The organism is Bradyrhizobium sp. BWC-3-1 (assembly GCF_032917965.1).
Classification (GTDB): Bacteria; Pseudomonadota; Alphaproteobacteria; order Rhizobiales; family Xanthobacteraceae; genus Bradyrhizobium; species Bradyrhizobium canariense_D.
The window spans coordinates 7788324-7807058 of sequence record NZ_CP136625.1; the positions used below are offsets into that span (position 1 = coordinate 7788324).

At 62.1% G+C, this 18735-nt stretch carries 11 protein-coding genes and 3 pseudogenes; 4 read left to right on the forward strand and 10 right to left on the reverse strand.

What is annotated here, in order from left to right; genetic code table 11:
• Positions 1-25: 25 nt before the first annotated feature.
• The 6 genes and pseudogenes from RX329_RS37400 to RX329_RS37425 form a co-directional block, all read right to left on the reverse strand.
• The gene (locus tag RX329_RS37400) at positions 26-1087 is read right to left on the reverse strand and encodes a toprim domain-containing protein (protein ID WP_317245285.1); all 1062 of its coding nucleotides are present in this window, start codon (positions 1085-1087) and stop codon (positions 26-28) included.
• A complete protein-coding gene (locus RX329_RS37405) occupies positions 1087-5400 on the reverse strand; it encodes a bifunctional class I SAM-dependent methyltransferase/DEAD/DEAH box helicase (protein WP_317245286.1) in 4314 nt (1437 codons plus the stop codon). The genes RX329_RS37400 and RX329_RS37405 overlap by 1 nt, the downstream gene beginning before the upstream one ends.
• A 184-nt stretch (positions 5401-5584) precedes the next feature.
• Positions 5585-7693 (reverse strand): annotated as a pseudogene (locus RX329_RS37410) (ParB/RepB/Spo0J family partition protein).
• 107 nt (positions 7694-7800) lie between these two features.
• Positions 7801-8757: an ArdC family protein gene (locus tag RX329_RS37415; protein ID WP_317245287.1), complete on the reverse strand. Its 957-nt coding sequence runs from the start codon at positions 8755-8757 to the stop codon at positions 7801-7803.
• A 474-nt stretch (positions 8758-9231) separates the two neighbouring features.
• Positions 9232-9414 (reverse strand): hypothetical protein, encoded by a 183-nt coding sequence (locus RX329_RS37420; RefSeq protein ID WP_007605933.1) that lies wholly within the window; start codon positions 9412-9414, stop codon positions 9232-9234.
• Between the two features lie 133 nt (positions 9415-9547).
• Positions 9548-10069, reverse strand: coding sequence for a thermonuclease family protein (locus RX329_RS37425; protein ID WP_317245288.1), 522 nt, complete (start codon positions 10067-10069; stop codon positions 9548-9550).
• Positions 10070-10589: 520 nt separating this feature from the next.
• On the opposite strand from RX329_RS37425, the pseudogene RX329_RS37430 reads away from it, so the two are divergent.
• Positions 10590-10844 (forward strand): annotated as a pseudogene (locus tag RX329_RS37430) (hypothetical protein); the annotation flags it as partial.
• Between the two features lie 65 nt (positions 10845-10909).
• A pseudogene (locus RX329_RS37435) lies at positions 10910-11170 on the forward strand (IS110 family transposase); the annotation flags it as partial.
• A gap of 163 nt (positions 11171-11333) precedes the next feature.
• Here the strand turns inward: RX329_RS37435 and RX329_RS37440 are convergent.
• The 4 genes from RX329_RS37440 to RX329_RS37455 all read right to left on the reverse strand — a co-directional run bounded on the left by RX329_RS37440 (position 11334) and on the right by RX329_RS37455 (position 15365).
• Entirely contained in the window at positions 11334-12182 is an 849-nt protein-coding gene (locus RX329_RS37440; protein WP_317246507.1) for a hypothetical protein, read from the reverse strand.
• Positions 12182-13648 (reverse strand): AAA family ATPase, encoded by a 1467-nt coding sequence (locus tag RX329_RS37445; protein WP_317245289.1) that lies wholly within the window; start codon positions 13646-13648, stop codon positions 12182-12184. Before RX329_RS37445 ends, RX329_RS37440 begins: the two co-directional genes overlap by 1 nt.
• Positions 13649-13752: 104 nt before the next feature.
• On the reverse strand, positions 13753-14823 hold the full coding sequence (locus RX329_RS37450) for a nucleotidyl transferase AbiEii/AbiGii toxin family protein (protein WP_317245290.1): 1071 nt from the start codon (positions 14821-14823) through the stop codon (positions 13753-13755).
• Positions 14820-15365 (reverse strand): DUF6088 family protein, encoded by a 546-nt coding sequence (locus RX329_RS37455; RefSeq protein ID WP_317245291.1) that lies wholly within the window; start codon positions 15363-15365, stop codon positions 14820-14822. Before RX329_RS37455 ends, RX329_RS37450 begins: the two co-directional genes overlap by 4 nt.
• Before the next feature lie 285 nt (positions 15366-15650).
• Here RX329_RS37455 and RX329_RS37460 point away from each other — a divergent pair, with 285 nt between their 5' ends.
• Positions 15651-17594 (forward strand): sucrose-6-phosphate hydrolase, encoded by a 1944-nt coding sequence (locus RX329_RS37460; RefSeq protein WP_317245292.1) that lies wholly within the window; start codon positions 15651-15653, stop codon positions 17592-17594.
• Positions 17591-18730 carry a hypothetical protein gene (locus tag RX329_RS37465; RefSeq protein ID WP_317245293.1) on the forward strand — a complete coding sequence of 380 codons (1140 nt, stop codon included), beginning with the start codon at positions 17591-17593 and terminating at the stop codon, positions 18728-18730. Before RX329_RS37460 ends, RX329_RS37465 begins: the two co-directional genes overlap by 4 nt.
• Positions 18731-18735 lie beyond the last annotated feature (5 nt).

An 18735-nucleotide genomic window follows, 5' to 3' on the forward strand; every position in this document is an offset into this window, starting at 1 on the left:
ATCAACGTCGATCGAAGACCGGGAGCTATTCCGCGGCCACCGTCGACGAATGCAGGAAGCGAACGACATCCTCTGGCACAAGCTGAAACCGCAGCGCTGCTCGGAGGGCTTCGAGACCGAAGACATGCAGATCTTCGTTGAAGTCGCCCAGCTGGGGCGACAGCACGACCACTTCAATGCCGGCGTTTGCTGCGCGCTGACTGAGAATTGCCAGCACCGCATCACCGGCGGCATCGGCATCGCGCGCAATGTAGAGCCGGCGCAAGCTAGACGGCAGCGTCATGGCGGAGAGGTGATTAGCCGAAAGCGCTGCCGCCATCGGCATTGTCGGCAGCAGGTAGCGCAGCGACAGCATAGTTTCGATACCCTCGCCGGCAGCGAGCACGTCATCCACCACGCCGAACCGAACGGCGTTGCCGATCAGATCGCCCATCGCGCGTCGTGGGGTATCGATCGGAGCCTTGCCGAGCCGAACACCATCAAAGCAGTCCGGATCGAGCCAGGTCCGGTGCACGCCGGTGATCCGACCGTCAAGATCCGTGACGCGGGCGATCATCGCCGGCCAGGTTTCAGTCGGCAGATGGTCGTCGGGCCGATAGTAGCAACGTGGGTGGAAGCGCAGGCTGCCATCATGGTGGACGCGGGTTATTCCGCGGCGCTGCAGGTACGTTTCAGCCAGTGTCCCCTCGATCGGGCTGGATATCGCAAAGAGCCGACGGGCGGCTACCTGCGATCCGGGCGGTACGGCTGGGGGAATAGGTCTTGGGGCGGGCTTCTGCTCAGAACGAGGCAGGTTCAAAAAGCGCCTCGCCTCCTCGGCGACCTCACGAAAGTGTCGCAGAGCCAGAGTTTCGCGGATGATGTCGAGGAGATCACCATGCGCGCCGGTTGCGGCATCGGTCCACTTGCCCGCCGGCCCCTTCGGCGATTCCTGGAGCCGCACGAATAGCGAGCGGCCCGGGGTGTTGTGGACGTCGCCGACCAGCCAGTACCGGCCCGCCCGCTTGCCATTGGAGAGATAGTGTCGGCACACCGCCTCCGCCTCGCGCGCGAGGCGGCCTGCCAGTTCGGAAGCATCGCGGGGCATCAGGCGGCCTCCCGCTCACCGATGCGCGCAACCGGATAGGTATCGAGCACCTTCGACAGGATCTCGACGCCGCTCGCGTCCGTCGGCACGAACATGCGCAGCTTCCAGGAGATGATCTCTCCAAAGAGGCCGTAAGCCCGCAAGCGATCGCGCATGGTGTCGTTGAAGCCCGAGAGTTCGATGCGGTGTGCGCCCATCACTCGGACACGGCGAAGTTGGAATCCCTCCGCAAGCTCGAGGACGGTCCGTCCCTCCATCAGCGCGGCGAAGGCAGCGTCCGGCGTCAACGCCGGCGCGTCCGCCGCAAGGGCATTCGCGACCCAGGTCGCCGAGACCTTGCGGCCGATGATCCGCTCACCCGCATCGGTCTGCAGCCGATAGACCCGGGTCGACTCGTTCGGCAGCCGCGTCCAAATCGGCAGCAGCAAGCCGGCCACGACGTGGATCGTGCTGTCCGTGAACTCGGGCACCTCGGCAAGCTCCGCGAGCCAAGCCGCGGCGAAGCGTTCACGGTCCGCCCCGACCCAATGGCTTTCCGCCATCATGTCGAGGGGGATGCTGTGCTGCTCCATCGGCCGGATCAGGCGGACGCGCCGCTCGATCTCGCCGTCGTCGAGCATAAAGCTTGGGGCTGGGACATGCACCGCGGCTCGCCCCGAGCGCTCATTGATCATCAAGACAGCACGAAGATCGGAAAGACGACCGAGAGCGTCATCCAGGCTCACAGGATGATTGCGCTGGCGCTGGGTGATCGTGAGCAGCCGGGTCTCGGCGCTTGTGCTCGGATGGACGTAGATCGTCCGCCGATCGGTGACGACAAAGCTCTCAGCTCGGAGCGTTTCCAGCCCGACGTCATAGCTGCCCGACGCGACCGCGCCGTCGATCCGATCGGTCAACAGCTGCTCGAAGACGGTGAACAGGATATTCTGAAGATCGATCGTGAGCGCCAGCAACCTGTTCAGGAAAGTCGTGATCGGCGGCAGGTCATCCCTGAGCCCATTGGGATCCGTGAGCTTCAGGCCGGTCGCATCCTCGAACCTCTCGAGCAAGCAGCCCTCGACCTTGCCGCGCGCGAGCAGCGTGTGGAGTTGGCGCAACGCATCACGCCCGTATTGACTTTCGAGATTGTTCTCGGGCCGGAACAGGCCCTGCCCTCCGGTCTGGCGCTGGCCGCGCGTGATCGCGCCCAACGTGTCGAGCCGACGGGCAATGGTGCTCAGAAATCGCTTTTCGGCCTTCACGTCGGTAGCGATAGGACGAAACAGCGGCGGCTGCCCCTCGTTGGTCCGGTTGGCGCGGCCGAGCCCCTGGATCGCGGCGTCCGCTTTCCAGCCGGGCTCGAGCAAATAGTGGACGCGCAGGCGGCGATTCCGCGCCGACAGCTCGGCATGGTAGCTCCTCCCCGTGCCGCCCGCGTCGGAGAACACGAGGATCCGCTTAACCTCATCCATGAAGGCCGACGTCTCGGCGAGGTTTGCGGAAGCGGCCCGGTTTTCAACGACCAGCCGGTCTCCTTTGCGAACGATGCGGCGCGAGCGGCCGGTCACTTCGGCGACCATGTCGGTGCCGAAGCGCTGGACGACCTGGTCTAGCGCCCCAGGCACCGGCGGCAGCGAGGCGAGCTTCTCGATGAGGCGGTCCCGGCGGGCGACGGCCTCCCGGCTCTCGACCGGTTGGCCGTCGCGATAGACGGGCCGGGAGCAGAGGTTGCCCTCCGAGTCCGAGAAGGGCTCGTAGAGCTGGATCGGAAAGGAATGGGCGAGGTAATCGAGGACATACTCGCGTGGGGTGATGTCGACCCGGACGTCGCCCCACTCCTCGGTCGGGATCTCGGCGAGCCGGCGCTCCATCAGCGCTTCGCCCCTCGAGACAATCTGGATGACGGCGGTATGGCCGGCGTCGAGATCGCGTTCTATCGATCGGATCAGCGACGGCGTCTTCATCGAGGTCAGGAGGTGGCCAAAGAAGCGCTGCTTGGCGCTCTCAAAAGCAGATCGCGCGGCCGATTTGGCCTGGCGGTTCAGCGTGCCGGTCTCGCCGGTGATGTTTGCGGCCCGCATCGCGGCATCGAGATTACTATGGATGACGCTGAACGCGCCCGCGTAGGCATCGTAGATGCGAACCTGCTCGGGCGTGAGCTGGTGCTCGATGAGCTCATAGGCGACGCCCTCGTAAGAGAGCGAGCGGGCCGTGTAGAGACCGAGCGCCTTAAGGTCGCGCGCGAGGACCTCCATGGCGGCGACGCCACCCTCCTCGATCGCCTCGACGAACTCGGCACGCGTGGCGAACGGGAAATCGGCGCCGCCCCATAAGCCCAGCCGCTGGCCATAGGCCAGATTGTGCACGGTCGTGGCACCGGTCGCCGAGACATAGACGACGCGGGCATTCGGCAAGGCGTGCTGGAGCCTCAGCCCCGCGCGCCCCTGCTGGGAGGCCGCCTGGTCGCCGCGCTCGCCCTTCTGGCCTGCCGCGTTCTGCATCGCGTGGCTCTCGTCGAAGACGATCATTCCGTCGAAGTCGGAGCCCAACCATTCGACGATCTGCCGCACGCGCGAAAGCTTCTCGCCGCGCTCGTCGGTGCGCAGCGTAGCGTAGGTGGTGAATAGGACGCCTTCCGCGAGCCGGATCGGTGTGCCCTGCCGGAAACGTGACAACGGCGTCACCAGCAACCGCTCCATGCCGAGCGCGGACCAATCGCGCTGCGCGTCTTCGGTCAACTTGTCGGATTTGCTGATCCAGACGGCACGGCGCCGCCCCTTGAACCAGTTATCGAGCAGGATGCCGGCGACCTGCCGCCCCTTGCCCGCGCCGGTGCCGTCACCCAAAAACCAGCCGCGGCGAAAACGCACGGCATTCTCTGCGTCGTCGCGCGCGGCCGCCACCACGTCAAAGGTCGCATCGACCGTCCAGGAGCCCGCAAGAAATTCGGAATGCGCCTCGCCTGCATAGATGACACTTTCAAGTTGGGCGTCGGACAGGATGCCGTCCGCCACGACATTGGCCGGCAGATGTAGCCGGTGCGACGGCTTCGGCGGCGCGACCGAGGCCATCGCGGCAGACTGCACGAGTTTCGTCGGATGCGCACGCGAGTCCGGAATGCGGATCGCCTGCAGTCCATATTCCTCATAAAGCGCGTCGGTCAGTCGGGCGCCTTCGGGCGGCGACCATTCGACCGTCTCGTTGATCAGTTCTACGCCTTCGGGCGCTACGCGGCTCGAAGCGGACGATGGGCGTGGCGCAAATGCGCCGACCACTCGTGATACTGCAGGGCGCCTGATGACGTCGACCGCTATCGGCGTCGCGATGGGCAGCCTCGGCGGCACATACTGGGTCACCCAGTCAAGCAAGGTGGCGACATCGCGAAGTGAAGCCAGAAGGACTTTCGGATCTGCGGCGGGCAACTTGTCGATCACAAGCAGCCTTGTGTCGGTCTGCGTTCCGTGTTTCGCATAGACCGCGCCGTCGATGGCGACAGAAAATACCACCCGCCCGCTCTCCTGGAAACGAACGAAGGCGTCTCGCCACGCCGGATTGTCCGGCGCAAAGCTCGCGCCGGTAATGGCGACCAGACGCCCGCCATCGCAAAGGCGCGCCAAGGCTGAGGCGATGTGCCGGAAAGCCGCGTCCGCCATCCGTCGATCGACGTTCGCCAACGCGGAGAACGGCGGGTTCATCAAGACGACGCTCGGTACGACACTCGCATCGAGGTGATCATTGATCTGGGCGGCGTCGAACCGCGTGACCGTAACGTTGGCAAATAGTTGGTCGAGCAACGCCGCGCGGGTCTCGGCCAGTTCGTTCAGTACCAAGGTGCCTCCAGCGAGCTCGGCAAAGATGGCGAGCAAGCCGGTCCCCGCAGAGGGCTCCAAAACCCGATCGGACGGCGTGATGCCGGCCGCGGTGCATGCGGCGAGCCCAAGCGGGATCGGCGGCGAGAATTGTTGAAGGGCCTGGCTGTCCTCCGAGCGGCGTGTGTGGGTGGGAAGAAGACTGGCGATCTTCGCGAGCATCGGCGGCATCGCGGCCGTCGAGTCAGCCTTGGTCCGGATGGCCGGACCGAACTTGCGAAGGAACAGAACGGTTGCCGCCTCGCAGACATCGTAGGCGGTCTTCCAGTTCCAGACGCCAGTGGCGTCGGAAGCGCGGACGGCAGCTTCCATGGCGCCGCGCAGGACAGCGGCATCGATGCGCCGGCCGCGCTCGAGATCGGTCGAGAGCTGTCGGGCGGCCCTGACGGCGGCGGAGGTGAGAGATGCAGCGGCGCGCATCGAGAGCGGCGCGGCGGCCGCGCCGCCGGCGAGAGATTCGGTCATGGCAGGGTTCTTTCGGAGAGCAGGAAACGGGTCGAACCATCAGGTGCTCTCCTTAAGACCCGACGGCTCAAACCCTTCCCGGCCCGGCTCTCCCTCTCAGCTCTCGCCCATAAAAATGGGGACCGGCGCGGCACACCGGTCCCCAAGCAATTGCCGGACGGCCGGAGCCGTCCCTTCTGCGATATCACTCAGCCGCGTCGAGCTGTTGCGGATCATCGTCGCTCGCGTTGTCCCGATCCTCGTCCTCGGCGAGGAATTAGGGCAGCGGGCCCGCTTCACTCTCCTGCTCCCCTGACGCCGCATTGGGATCGACAAGACGCAGTGGCTCCGGCAACCAGCCCGAACCATCGAGAAGACGCTCGGCCTCCTTGGCCATGTCCGCCTTTTTCAGGTGGTCGATCAGTTGCGCGGACGATTCGCCTCTTGCTTCCCGCACCGCCTCCAGAATGCGCGGCTTGGTGACCCGGCCGAGATAATTGTCGACGGAGGGCTTCCAGCTCGCTTGAACCATGTCGAGGCCGGGCCGGCCGCTCGTGCCAGCACGTCAGCCCGGGCGAGCCGGGTGCGGACGCCGGGGGCGGATACGCGGCCCTGATTGTAGCGGTTGGCCGGCTCATGGACGGCGTTGACCGCAAATGACGCACAGTGAGCGAACAGGGATGCCTGTGCGGCGCCGTCGAGGGCTGTGAGCGCATCCCAGAGATCATTCTCGCCCTTCGGCACCGTGCTTTCCAGGAATCGTGCCGGGCCTCCACGGCCTTCGCGGACGCGCTTTCCCTCAAGCCAGTCGCTTGAGCCGGAAAGGTCGGCGTGCGAAGGCTGATCTCAAGGCAGCTTCCGGTCGATGCGAACCGGTAAAAAGCCATCAGCACGAAGTTGTACAGCACCGCCTGGAACGCAATTGCAGGATTTTCCGCCAGCGCATCCCGCAATGCCAGCGTGCGATGCGCTGTCAACTCCGTGATCAGGCGATCCGGCAGAGGTTTGGTCGCGTCCTCGTCATCGTCTTCAGTATCAGCAGCGCCGCCAGCAAACGCGATGACCGTGCGCTGGACGGAGCTACCTGCCTCCTTCGCCTCGATCCATTGTGTATCGGCGCCCTGACCGACATCAGGATCGACCGCGGCCACCTCGTCCTCCGGCCGGACGTAACCCCGATCCACCGAGAGGCGCCCTTCGAAATCGATGCTGACGAAGACGCCGGCGCGGGCGATCTCGGCCGGATCGTAAACCATCGGCCGGTCTTCGAACGCGAGTAGTGCCGTCTCGATTTCGCCGAGACGCTGGTCGACGTCGTCGGGCAACTCGTCGGCATCCTGATAGTCGGCTTCAAGCTTGGCTTGCTCCGCGCCGAGGGTGTCGACGGTGGCCTGATCCTCCAGGGAAAGATCGACAGGTTTGCCCTCGATTTTGCGCAGGCCCTCCGTGTGGCCGTAGGGGAATTCGACGGCGACCGAGCCTTCGGCTGCAATCGTCTCGGCTTCGGCTTTGAGCTTTTCTGTCACGAGACGGTCGAGCAAAGCAACGTCCTGAAGCCAACCGCCATCATCGTGCTCGAACAGATCCCGCAAAACGCCGCCACCAGCCTGCTCGTAAGCATCCAGCCCAATGAACTAAACGCGGCGATCGGACGCGCGCACGGTATTTTCCGTGAGCATTCGCCGGATCTGATAGGACTCATCATAGCCGGATCGGCTGACGTTCTCCCAGACCTGCTCCTGCCTGGCGTGGTCGGCTGTAACAGAGAAAGCCATGAGCTGCTCGAGTGTCATGCCGTCTTCGGCATAGACGTCGTGGAGCTTTGGCGACACCGACGCCAGCCGGAGGCGTTGCTTCACGACGGCCGGTGTCACGAAATGCCGGGCAGCGATATCCTCGTCGGACAATCCGGAGCCACTCAAGGTCTGGAATGCCCGGAACTGATCGAGCGGATGAAGCCCAATTCGCTCGCCATTCTCCGCAAGCGAATCGTCCTCAGCGATGCCCCCTCGCGCACAACGCAAGGAACTGCCTGGGTCTTTGCCATGCGCTTCTGCTTGACGAGAAGCTCCAGCGCCCGATAACGCCTGCCGCCTGCCGGCACCTCGAACATGCCGGTTTCATTGCCTTCGGTGTCCACAACCGCCCGCACATTTAGACTTTGCAGCAGCGTACGCTGCGCGATGCTTTCAGCGAGCTGCTCGATGGAAATGCCCGCCTTCACATGCCGGACGTTGGACTGGCTGAGGACCAGCTTGTTGAACGGAATGTCGCGTGAGGGGGACAGCGTGATCTTTTGGACAGCCTTCGTCATATCGATTCTCCACGACGGGCAGCCGAGAGCCTCTCTCTCGACCTCCAACCCGTCGCGGAAACGCCCCTGCCCTCTCACTCTCGTGCTCGCGGTGACGGAGGAGAACCTCACGCCGCTTCCTGATCCGCTCTCTCCGTGGTGATGTCGACAACCACTTCCGGCAAGAATCCAAGGAGATAGTCCGCGACCTTGCTGGCCTGGGAAGCGGCCCGGACAATTGCACGATTGTCCTCGCGCAAGACTTCAAGCCACGAGCCGATATAGTCGGCGTGCCGCACCGTGGGCACGATACCGAGCGAGGCGCAACCGAACGCGGACGAGATTTCCGCAACCAACTCCTCGAAGGCGTACTTCCTGGTACCAAAGCTGCCCGACAAGTCGCGGTTGAGACGTGATGGATGGCCGCTGGCATGCGCCAATTCGTGCAGGGCCGTTCGATGCCAATTGATCGGTTCGAAATAGGCTTGCGGTGGGGGCACCTGCACATAATCTTCCGTCGGCGCATAGAAGGCGCGGTTGCCGCCGATCCGGAAGTCGATGCCGCTCGCCTTGATCAGAGCATCGACCGTCGGCTCGATCATGCCGGGTGGCGGTGGTGGCGCAGCGGTTACGATGTCCGAAGCCAGCCCGTCGCATTGATCGAGATTGAAAACTGTGAAGCGCTTCAAAAATGGAACAGCTTGTGCCTCTTCGCCGGTCTCATGTGCGCGGCGCTTTTCGTCGACCGGCACAAAGCGGTCGGCATAGACGACGGTCGTGCCGCGCTCGCCCTTGCGGACGTGACCACCGAGCGACAGCGCCTGGCGGAAGGTAAGCCAGCTCTGACCGCTGAATCCACGTTCCGTGGCGGTACCCCAGAGAATTAGAATGTTTATGCCGCTGTATTGACGGCCGGACGCTGCGCTTTTCGGCATGGCCAGAGGCGCCTTTGCCGCCGCGGTACCCCAAGGCTGCACCCATGGCACTCGGCCAGCCTCCAGTTCGGTGATGATCTTGTTGGTGATTTCGTCATAAAGGTTTGCCCGGTCCTCACCGGTGCGCGTCCGAGTATGGTGTCTGGACATCGCGGATCTCCGCGACGGGCGCCGCGAGCCTCTCTCGCAGCCTGTAACCCGTCACGGCAAAACCCGGCCGACACTCTGACTCTCGCCTCTACCTGAGAGAATGCGACATCTGCGACGCGGCCCGCCTTTGGCATTGAGTCTCTAGGCCGCAGGCCCGACCAGGCGTGCGCCAGGGGCGCATCGCCTCCCAATGGCACCCGGAGAGCGTGAGCATAGCGACCCGAAGGGGCACGCGGGTCCGAGTGCCGTGACGAGACCGGTTCAATAGCGGCACCCGGGAACGGGGCAGTGATAGCGATCGCCGCAGGCGAGCCCCTTTTCCGAGTGCCCCCGGCGAGGAGCTCCGCATCCCCTTGCGCGAGGGATTAAAGCCGGATCGCCGAGACGCAAAGCGGCTCGGTTCACGAAAGCCCGATGCGGCGGAGCCGCACGCGCGCGAGCGGAAGAACTCCCCCAAAGCTTGAGTCGGAGAACCTAGATTTCCTCGCGCGCATGCGTCTGCGCGTCATAGATCCTGATCTGAAGCATGGGAAAACGCTTCTTGAGCTCTTCGCCACCTGCCCTGGCGCCGTCTCTCGTTGTAAATTCGGCTTTGAGCCGGCCGTCCACTTCAAGCGCGTAACCAGAGGCCGGCAATTCACGAGTGGCAGCAACCATTTCATTCCCATTGTGCAGTGAGGTGACTGGGAATGATGGGTAGCGTGAGTCGCCCAAACCGCGCCAGAGCCACCGGCCCAAGTTCGGTGATTGGCCAATGCACGTTGTGGATTGGCGCCTTGCCGGGATCGCATCAAGGATGGGCATTTGCATCATCCGAACAGGCGGACGGCTTTCCACGTGCGCGGATGCATGCACGATAGAGCCACGGCTCCACGTAACTGCCGTTCCAGAGACCCTGGCCGGTGCGCTCAGCCTCGCGCAGAGCTTCGCGATATCTGCCCTTCGAGTATTGGGGCCAATCCAACGCAAGACCGTTGCGTACAAGCCATTCCCCGAGATCCACACTAGCGACCGAGCAGGTCGCAACCGTGCGGCCATACGGGTCGAGGCTGACCGGGACACAATTGACAGGACGGCGGGCAATGAAGGCGTCAAGGTCGTTTGCGGCCTGCGCACCGCAACGATATTGCAAGCTGTCTTCGCCGCGGCACAGCTGGCTGCTTTCCGGTGCATCAATGCCCCAAAGCCGGATGCGCACGCCATGCATGTCCAGCGTGTCGCCGTCGATCACGCTGGCCTGTCCGACAAAATCATCGGCCAAGGCCCCGCTCGACAGAATGGCGAGAATCAATGCGACAGCGGTTCGACGCATTTGCAATGACCTTGTAGGTACCGCAAACCATGCGGACTGGATTTCGGCCAGTTATCGAATGTGCAGCGCCGGCGGGTGTTCCAGCCGCTTGGAATCATGAAACTGGCGTGCCGCGCAGCCAGCGCTCCTCGAAACGAGCCCAGAACAGAATTACGTCCGGCTGCCAAGTGAATTCATAAGCCTTCCAGACGCCGTCATTCTTTATATCTTGGCCGGTCGCGTTGACTGCCAGGCCGCCCAGCCGGCAAAATCGCGTAAATTTCGTCCCGGCGCGCCCGTTGGGATGAGGCAAAGGCGCTGCAGCGCCCTTACCGGACCTAGCGCTGAAAGTCGTCATGCGCGAGGTGGACAAGGAAGACAAGATTGCTGCGTGGCTGGTCTTGCACAGAGCGGCGGAACACGTGGACAAGCACCCGCCCCGACGATTTGGAATCGCTGCTCTGTGTTAGCAACCGGAACGAATCGAGGGCTGCAAGGATTCGTCCCTTGGCGGAGGAGCGATCGTGATGCTGATGACCAAGGAGAGCCGATTGATCCCTCGCCCGCCATCGACCAGGCCGTGAATGGCGACTTCCCCTGGCTGGAGATCCGGTGCGCGCGCTGCAAAACGCCGAGCGACATCGACCTCGCGGCGATGAGGCATCCGCCGACCACCTTCGTGCACGATCTCGCCAGCCGGCTTCGTTGCCGCACATGCGCCAAGGCGGGCCGGCGTCCGTCCACGACTCTGTTAAACTTTGCGTGGCAGCCGCGCCACCTTCGTACCGAAGGCTGACCGATGTGCTGGTGTGGACGGCCTCTCATCCCCACGGTTTGATGGCGCTCTTGGCGTCACAGAAGATGAGAGGAAAGTCTAATGAATGTCCCGTTCGTATCGACATGGATACTTCGAAGTCCGTGTTCCAGCTTCACGGTGTTGATGAGAATGAGATAGTGGTCGTTCGGCGCCAGTTTCGGCGAGCCGAGATGATCCGCTACTTCGAGCGGCTTCCGCCAGTTCTCGTCGCCATAGAGTCCTGCGGCAGCTTGCATCATTGGGGGCGCCTGCTGCAATCGTTTGGACACGATGGGTCGAGGGCGGTCACACCCAGAGCAGCGCGGCTCAGCGCTTCCTCGCGTCATAGGCCGACCAACTGGGAAATTCTGACTTGGGCGGAAGCCGATTGGCATAATGCGAATAAGAGTATTGGGGCCAATACTCTCGCCGATACGGCGAAACGACGGGAGAAATTGATCATATCGCAACAACCATGGGCGCGTCGTGTTATCCTACAGGCGCGAAGCCCACGTCGCAAAACCAGTCACTCGCTGCCCAGGCTTTATATGTGGCGGCACGCCAACCGTTACGTCGAGCCAGCGAGCAACTCGCCGCGCGCGTCTCCAGCTCGCTACGCACGACTTCTAGCCCTCCGTCGCGATGCATCTCAACCAGCTGATGGCGAATATTGACAAGTTCTTCCGCCGCTTCCGACGCATAGAGTTTTCCGAGGCCAAGCGTTTGGAAATGGTTCTTCACGCGTGCCGCGAGAACGCCATCCCGGCCGGCGGGCGTGACCACATGAAAACGCAGTGCCGCTGGTGCCGTCTCCACGACGCGTGCGGCAAGCCAGACCTCGTCATCAATTTCATCGTAATACGGATGCAGGCCGACCTCAGTGGCCTTTTGGGGGACAGCGCTTAGCTTCGCCTTGTTACAATCGGAGCAGGATGGAACGAGGTTTAGAGGAGTAACAGCCAATGCTGGATAATGCGCCTTGGGAAGGTGATGATCTAGCGTTGCCACGGGGCGCTGGGCACATAATGGGCATCGCCCTTGGGGTGAGGAACTAAAAATCTCGTCGTAGATGGCGCGCCCCGGAGCGCCGCTCTTCGCCATGCGCTGGGTATATACCTTCTCCATCTCCTTCGTGGTGACGGTGCCACCGACGAGTGGATCCTGCCCGAGTTGATGCAAGGCGTGCCGCTTCGCGGCTGCATCAAATGCAGTCGATGCATCGACGACTGCCTGAGTTACACCCTCCAAGCGCGCCTTAAGCGCTTGATTCCGCACCCGGCTGATGCAAGCAGTGAAGGATGCACGTGGCGTCGGTGCCGGTCGATCAAGCGTCCACATTAATTATCGTCTTCGCCATCAGCGCCGCGCGCGGCGAGTAGCCCTCGAATAATGGCCCTCGCCTCACCACCGAGCTCATTATTGAAACTTTCGACTATGGCGTCAAAATCGGCCTCGCGAGCAACCGCGTCTCTGAGCATCTTGTGAAAGCCAGAGTTTGTAACCTCGAGACCAAAAACTTCACGCGTTAGAATTCCTACATTCTCCCCGAAAGTCTCGATGTCGGGTCGCTCTGCTACCGAGCGCGCACCGGTACGACGAATCTTCCAGGCGCAACTTCGCGGCACCTCTTGGAGAACGACGGGAGAATGGGTGGCGATGACTGCCACTCCGTTTCGGTTGATTAAAAGATCGGACAGTGCGCGCACAAAAGCTGATAGAAGAGGTGGATGAAGGTGCGCTTCCGGTTCGTCGAGAAGGACGAGGGTCTTTTCTTCAACAGTTTCGACGAGCCGGGTAATCGTCAGCAGAACAATCTTGTGTCCAGAACTCAGCTTTGCGAACAGCTTACGCGCTTGCACTTTCAGTTCATCGTCGTCGATAATGTCATCGGCCAAGGCTGCGACTTCGGCGTCACGGAAGATCGGGTCAGCCTCCAACATCTCGAGCGCGCGGCGCCATCTGCTAGCCCGAGCCCCTTGCCGGCAAACTGAAACGCTGGTCCCGAACTCGATCGACAAGCGCTCCGGCGATTTTGGCGGAAGCGGCTTCCCGTCCTTGCTGAGGCCTGCCCGTTTGAGACCAATATATGCGTATTGCACACCTTCCGATTTATCCTGCCGAACCGGTAGTGGCTCGAATGGATCGAACGCACTGAAAGTCACTGACACCAAATTGGTGAAGAGCCGCTCCTCCAGCAAGTCATCAACCTCGATCGAAAACGCGCCAACCTCGGACGCCTCCGCATTCTTCTCGACGATTGCGCGGGTCATATTGTTGAGCAGTGTCGTTTTGCCGACACCATTTCGACCGATCAAAACATGAATGTTCGTTGGTGGCTGAGACTCCGGCTCGACAACGAACGCCAGGGTCAGCGGGTTGATGCGTCGCGAGGTCGGTCGTGGTGCTGTATAGCTGAATTCGTAGCGCGTCAGACGGACGCCGCCCCTGGCCATGCGATGGAATTGACCGCGAACGGTTGCCGGCGACACTGAGCGCAGCAGCGATGTGCCTGTGACTTTTTCATCGAGGGCGCGTTCAAATAGCTCGGGGTCAAGTGCGACATCCCGGAGACCGTGCAAAATTCTATCGCGCATCTCAGGGCCGAGATTGTTCAGGTCATCATAGTAACTGTCATCTTGCCCGAGGGAGAAGAACCTCTGGTCAAGCTCATCAAAGCTAGTTGGGATGTCCGGTCGGCGTTGGTTTTCAGCCATGCCGAACTCACCGATCTTGACACCACCAATGTCGTGCCGCTCGCCGCATCGAAGATGACCAAAGAGTAAAGAGTTGAGAATTTGAACCAATCGTCCCAGTTATCCGTTTGAAGATAGGCTGTCGACTGCGCTTGGACCGGCACCCGGGTGCCATGAGACAAGACAACAAAATATCCTCTTTGGCCCTCCACCATTCAGCTACCCCCTTCGCGGTCCGTCTCGGCTTCGGCCCGATTGGCTGTCGCTTCCAGTGTCGCTAGGGAGGCAAGGATGGCGTCGAAGTCCGGGGCGCGGCCGAAGATCATTGCCTGTGTGTTCGCATAGTCCCGGCGCAGCGCATCCACCATCGCCGGCGACGGTGTAATGGCGAACGTGCCCGGCTCGGCGGTAGCCAGATCAAAGTCCGGCCGGTCAAAGAACATCCTTGCATGGCTGACGCAGTCTTTCGCGAGCGTGACGTCGGCGAGGGCCGCTTGACCAGCATCCGACGAGAGTAGGCAATGCAGATCATAGTAGTGACGCGAAATCCGCTGGCCTTCCTGGCGCAAAACGCCACGACGTTCAAACCACCGTCGCAATCCGTGCGCGATCACGACCTTGTCCCAAAAAGTTCTACCGGATTCGATGGTCGTCACCTCTGGCACCGAGAGGTCGAGCGCATCTGTTTCGTCGGCTACATAAGGGCGGACCAACGCGGGTCGGTTCGGATCGAGCGCTGACTTGGCACCGGACTCGATACGCACCGCTGGACGTACGTAGCCTGCGTCGCGTGGCTCGACTTCGGGATACCACACGAGAAGCGTCTGTCCATCGGGGTCCTCGACATCAACCTCGATGCGGCCGGCCCCTGCGGTATCCTCGGCAAGTGCGGCCGCCAGGGCATTGCGAAGATCCCCGGTGACGTAAGCGTGGCAGGCATCGCGGATCGCGTCGAGACGCGCCCTTCGCTTATTTCCCGATAGTCTCTGAAGCTCCTCGACGGAGGCGGCTTGGTCGAGATCGTCCCGAAAGACTGTGACGTCGATGTCCTCAGAAAACCGTTGAATGAGCCCGTAGGCTTTGGAGAGCGACGTACCGCCCTTGAACAGAAGGCGCGGACCGTCTGATGAGAGTCGGTGATAGAGTGTGTTCAAGGTCCAGCAGACCCAAAAATCCTTCTCCACATTGCCGATCGGTGCGCCCAGCCGATTGGCCGCGGCTAGAAAGAGGTCAAGACGATCGCGCGCGGGCGCGGCAATCACTTCCCGGTAAGCTTCAGCACTCATGCCTGCGCCTCCGGCGCCGGTGAGATCAGCTCACGCAGGAAGTCCTGCATCCAAATCGGCAGCGCCGAGAAACCTTGGCGCAGGTCATCGCGGAGCGCAGGTCCATGTTCTGGGTCGGCAAAAAGGCGGCGAAGGTGGTTCGCCACGCGCTCATGCTCCTCTGGAGTGGCCAAGACGTCTTGCATCCAATGGAGCGCCTGGACGACCCGCATGGCGGGACGACCAGCCCAGAAGAGGCGGCTCGGCGCCGCCGGCTTGAAGTGAATTTCCTGGGCGCCAAGTTTGATCGGCTTGAGCCGCGTATCTACCAGCACTTCGATTCGAGCAGGTACGGCCGTCGTCAGACCAAGATCGTTGGCGGCGGTCATGCCGTCGACAACAAAGCGGGCCTGGTCACGGCGGGTGACAGCGCGGATCACCGCGCGATAGTCAGGTACGGTATCACGCCCTGTTAGCTGATTTCGGCGAGGACGATCATAGAGTCCACGATCAATCCGGCGCAGCTCTCCGGCGTCAACGAGTCGTTGCAGTACTTTATCCACGGCGGCACGTCCCCCGAGGTCAGCGAAGTCCGCTGGCGTCCATACGGTGTCGCCGTCGGACTGGATACGCGGGAGCAAACGGGAGCGGAGATCAGGGCTAGCTGAATCGGGCATGTCCGAAGGATTACGCATTTTTCGGACAAGTCAAAGTTCCGTTGTCCGAAGAAGGCTACATTTTTCGGACAATAGTGCTAGATTATGGCTGTCAGCGACTCGCCACATGGTATGTTCCTATTTTGTTCACGCGAGTCGGCTTGAAAAAGGCGATCGGAGTTTCGGAAGACCATGGCGCGCCCCTATGCGAGTGAAATGGCAAAGTTGGCTGACACCTTTGAGTGGGCGGCCTCGGCTGACGTCAGCCCATTGCGGAAAGCAGTCCGAACAGCTGGTCTGTCTGCCTTGCGCGCCATCGGCTCCGGCGGCTCCCTCACGGCTGCTCACGCGCTGGCAAGCTTCCACCAGCGTTTTACGGCACGGATCGCGGCTGTGGCCACACCTCTGGAAGCCGTCGAAGAACCGCTAGACCAGACTGTCACCACCTGGCTACTCAGCGCCGGTGGTGGCAACGTCGATATCATCGCCGCCGCCAAGGCGCTGATCGGACGCGAACCGCGGCAGCTGGCCGTCCTGTGCGGGCGCGAAGACAGCCCTCTCGCCCAGCTCTGCCGCGCTCATCCGTTCGTGGATCTGCTCATCTACCCACCCCCGGCAGGCAAGGACGGCTTCCTCGCCACGAATTCACTGCTTGGCTTCACCACGCTCCTTGCCCGCGCCTACGAAGCGGAGTTCGGCTTCGAGACCGAATGGACTGACGCCGCAGCGAGCCTCCGCCCGCTCGTGCAAGAGGATTCGAACGCAGCCGCCACCTGGGAAGACGCAACCACGCAGCTATGGTCGCGGCCAACGACGCTTGTCCTCCATGGTTCCTCGACCCGCATTGGCGCCATCGATCTGGAGTCCAAGTTCACAGAAGCCGCGCTCGGCAATCTCCAACTCGCGGACTATCGCAACTTCGCCCATGGCCGCCATCACTGGCTGGCCAAGCGCGGCGAGACGAGCGGGGTTCTCGCTTTCGTCACCGATGACGACCGGTCATTGGCCGAGCGGACCCTGGCGTTGATTCCGCCGGAGATTCCTCAGGCGCAGCTGAGTTTTGCCGGAAACGCCAGCGCCACCGCGCTCTCAGCTCTGGTTGCGGCCCTACGTGTCAGCGGTTGGGCCGGCGCCGCGCGCGGTATCGACCCGGGCCGGCCGGGTGTGCCTGATTTTGGTCGAAAGCTGTACAATTTACCGTTGCCTCGTGCAGGGCGAGCAGAAAGCCTTACCGGCCTCACGGCGCGGGACGCTGCGGCTATAGCGCGCAAGGCCGGCGTTGCTCCCAAGCGTATGGCGGGCGCCGGCGAGCTCGATCGCTGGCGGCTCGCGCTCGACACTTTCCGCGATGGGCTTCGTGCGGCGGCCTTTGCAGGCGTCGTTCTTGATTACGATGGCACTATTGTCGATACACGCGACCGCTTCATGCCAGCCAGCGAGTCGATGTGCGCGCAGCTAGAACGCATCGCAACAGCGGGGGCTTGGGTTGCTATCGCGACCGGCCGCGGCGCGTCGGTCCGCCGAGATCTTCAGGCTCGGCTTCCGAAGACGCTTTGGCCGAAGATTCTGATTGGTTATTACAATGGCGCCGAGATCGCGCGGCTGGACGACGAAGACGCACCGGATGGCTCCGAAGGCACGTGCGCTGCGCTTGCATCGCTCGCCGCAGCGCTGCGCAATCAGCCCGAACTCGCACAGGTCGCTCGGCAAACCGAACGGCGCTATCAAATTACGCTGGAAGTCACTCGAGTCATACCCGAAAGCCGGCTTTGGGACTTGGCACGGCAGATCATCATGATGACCGGTACGGCCGATGTCTCCGTCACCAGATCGAGCCATTCGGTCGACATCGTGGCGGCCGGAGTTTCAAAGCTAAATGTTCTGACTCATCTTCGTGATCTGGCCGGCACAGCGCCGTTGCTTGCCATTGGTGACCGGGGCCGCTGGCCTGGTAATGATTACGAGCTCTTGCGTGGGCCTTACGCACTCGGCGTCGACGAGATTAGTGTCGATCCTGCCACCTGCTGGAATCTGGCGCAGCCGGGACAACGTGGGCCTGCGGCCACGTTCGAATATCTCTCGTCTCTACAAGTGCACGACGGCATCCTCGGCTTTGCAAAGGACGCCCTCGCGTGAATCAGGACCTTGGCCTCAAGATACTGGGCCAGATCATGGACTGGCCCGATGAACGGGCGCGACAGGAATTCCAATGGCTCCGGCTCATGGCACGCCTGAAATACGACGGCTACCGAGACTTCCAGGCCGGCATGCGCTTTATCGAAAGCCTCGCAACCTGGCTGCAGCAATTTACGCCCGCCGAGCGCGAAACCGCATACGCATTTGTCCGCTACACCCTTGTCTATATTGGAACCAGCGAAATGCACCGCCTGGTCGAGCAATTTTATCCTCGAACCGTTCGGGACCGGATCATCCGCACGGTTGCAGCCGAGCGGGGTATCCCGACGTATCGTGTTCTCGCTGACGCCGACGCCCGCGCAGCGGCTGAACGGCTTCGGCGGCAAACCCTGTTCATGGGCCTAAGCGATGGTGCCCGGATCGACACTGTGCGGCACGCTAATGTCGGCTTGATCACCAATGAGCAGCTGGTTCTGGCTACACAGGTCGACAGAGACAAATGGGCGGACTTGCTCGAAAACCTGCGCGCCGACCTCGGCGATCCCGAAGCGCGCTTTCGTTTAGTCTATCTGATTGACGACTTTACCGGCACCGGAACCACATTTCTCCGGTACGATCAGAAAAAGCAGAAGTGGAAGGGAAAGCTCATTAAATTTCGTGAGTCGATCGAAAGTGCGGTGACAGCGCTGGGTGGCGATCGAATTCTCGCGCCGGGCTGGGAATTATGCATCCACCACTACGTCGCTTCGGCCGGCGCTGCCCAAGCTATCGTCCAGCGCCATCAAGAAGCACTGCCGGCACTCAACGGCGATGGATGGGCCAAACAGGTCCACGCTTCCTTCGGCACGATTCTGCCGCAGGATCTGCCAATCAACACCGATAGCCGGCATGCTGCGTTCATCAAGCTGACGCAGACTTACTACCATCCAAAGATCCAGACGAAGCATACCGAAGTTGGTGGCGCGCCCCATCTGGGTCTTGGCTATGGCGGCTGCGCGCTTCCGCTGGTGCTTGAGCACAACACGCCCAACAACTCGGTCGCGCTGTTGTGGGCCGAGACTGACGGTGGTGTACAGGAGAACGCAGTCGTGCCGGCGATGCGCCCCCTGTTCCGCCGCCGTCAGCGGCACGCTTAAAAGGG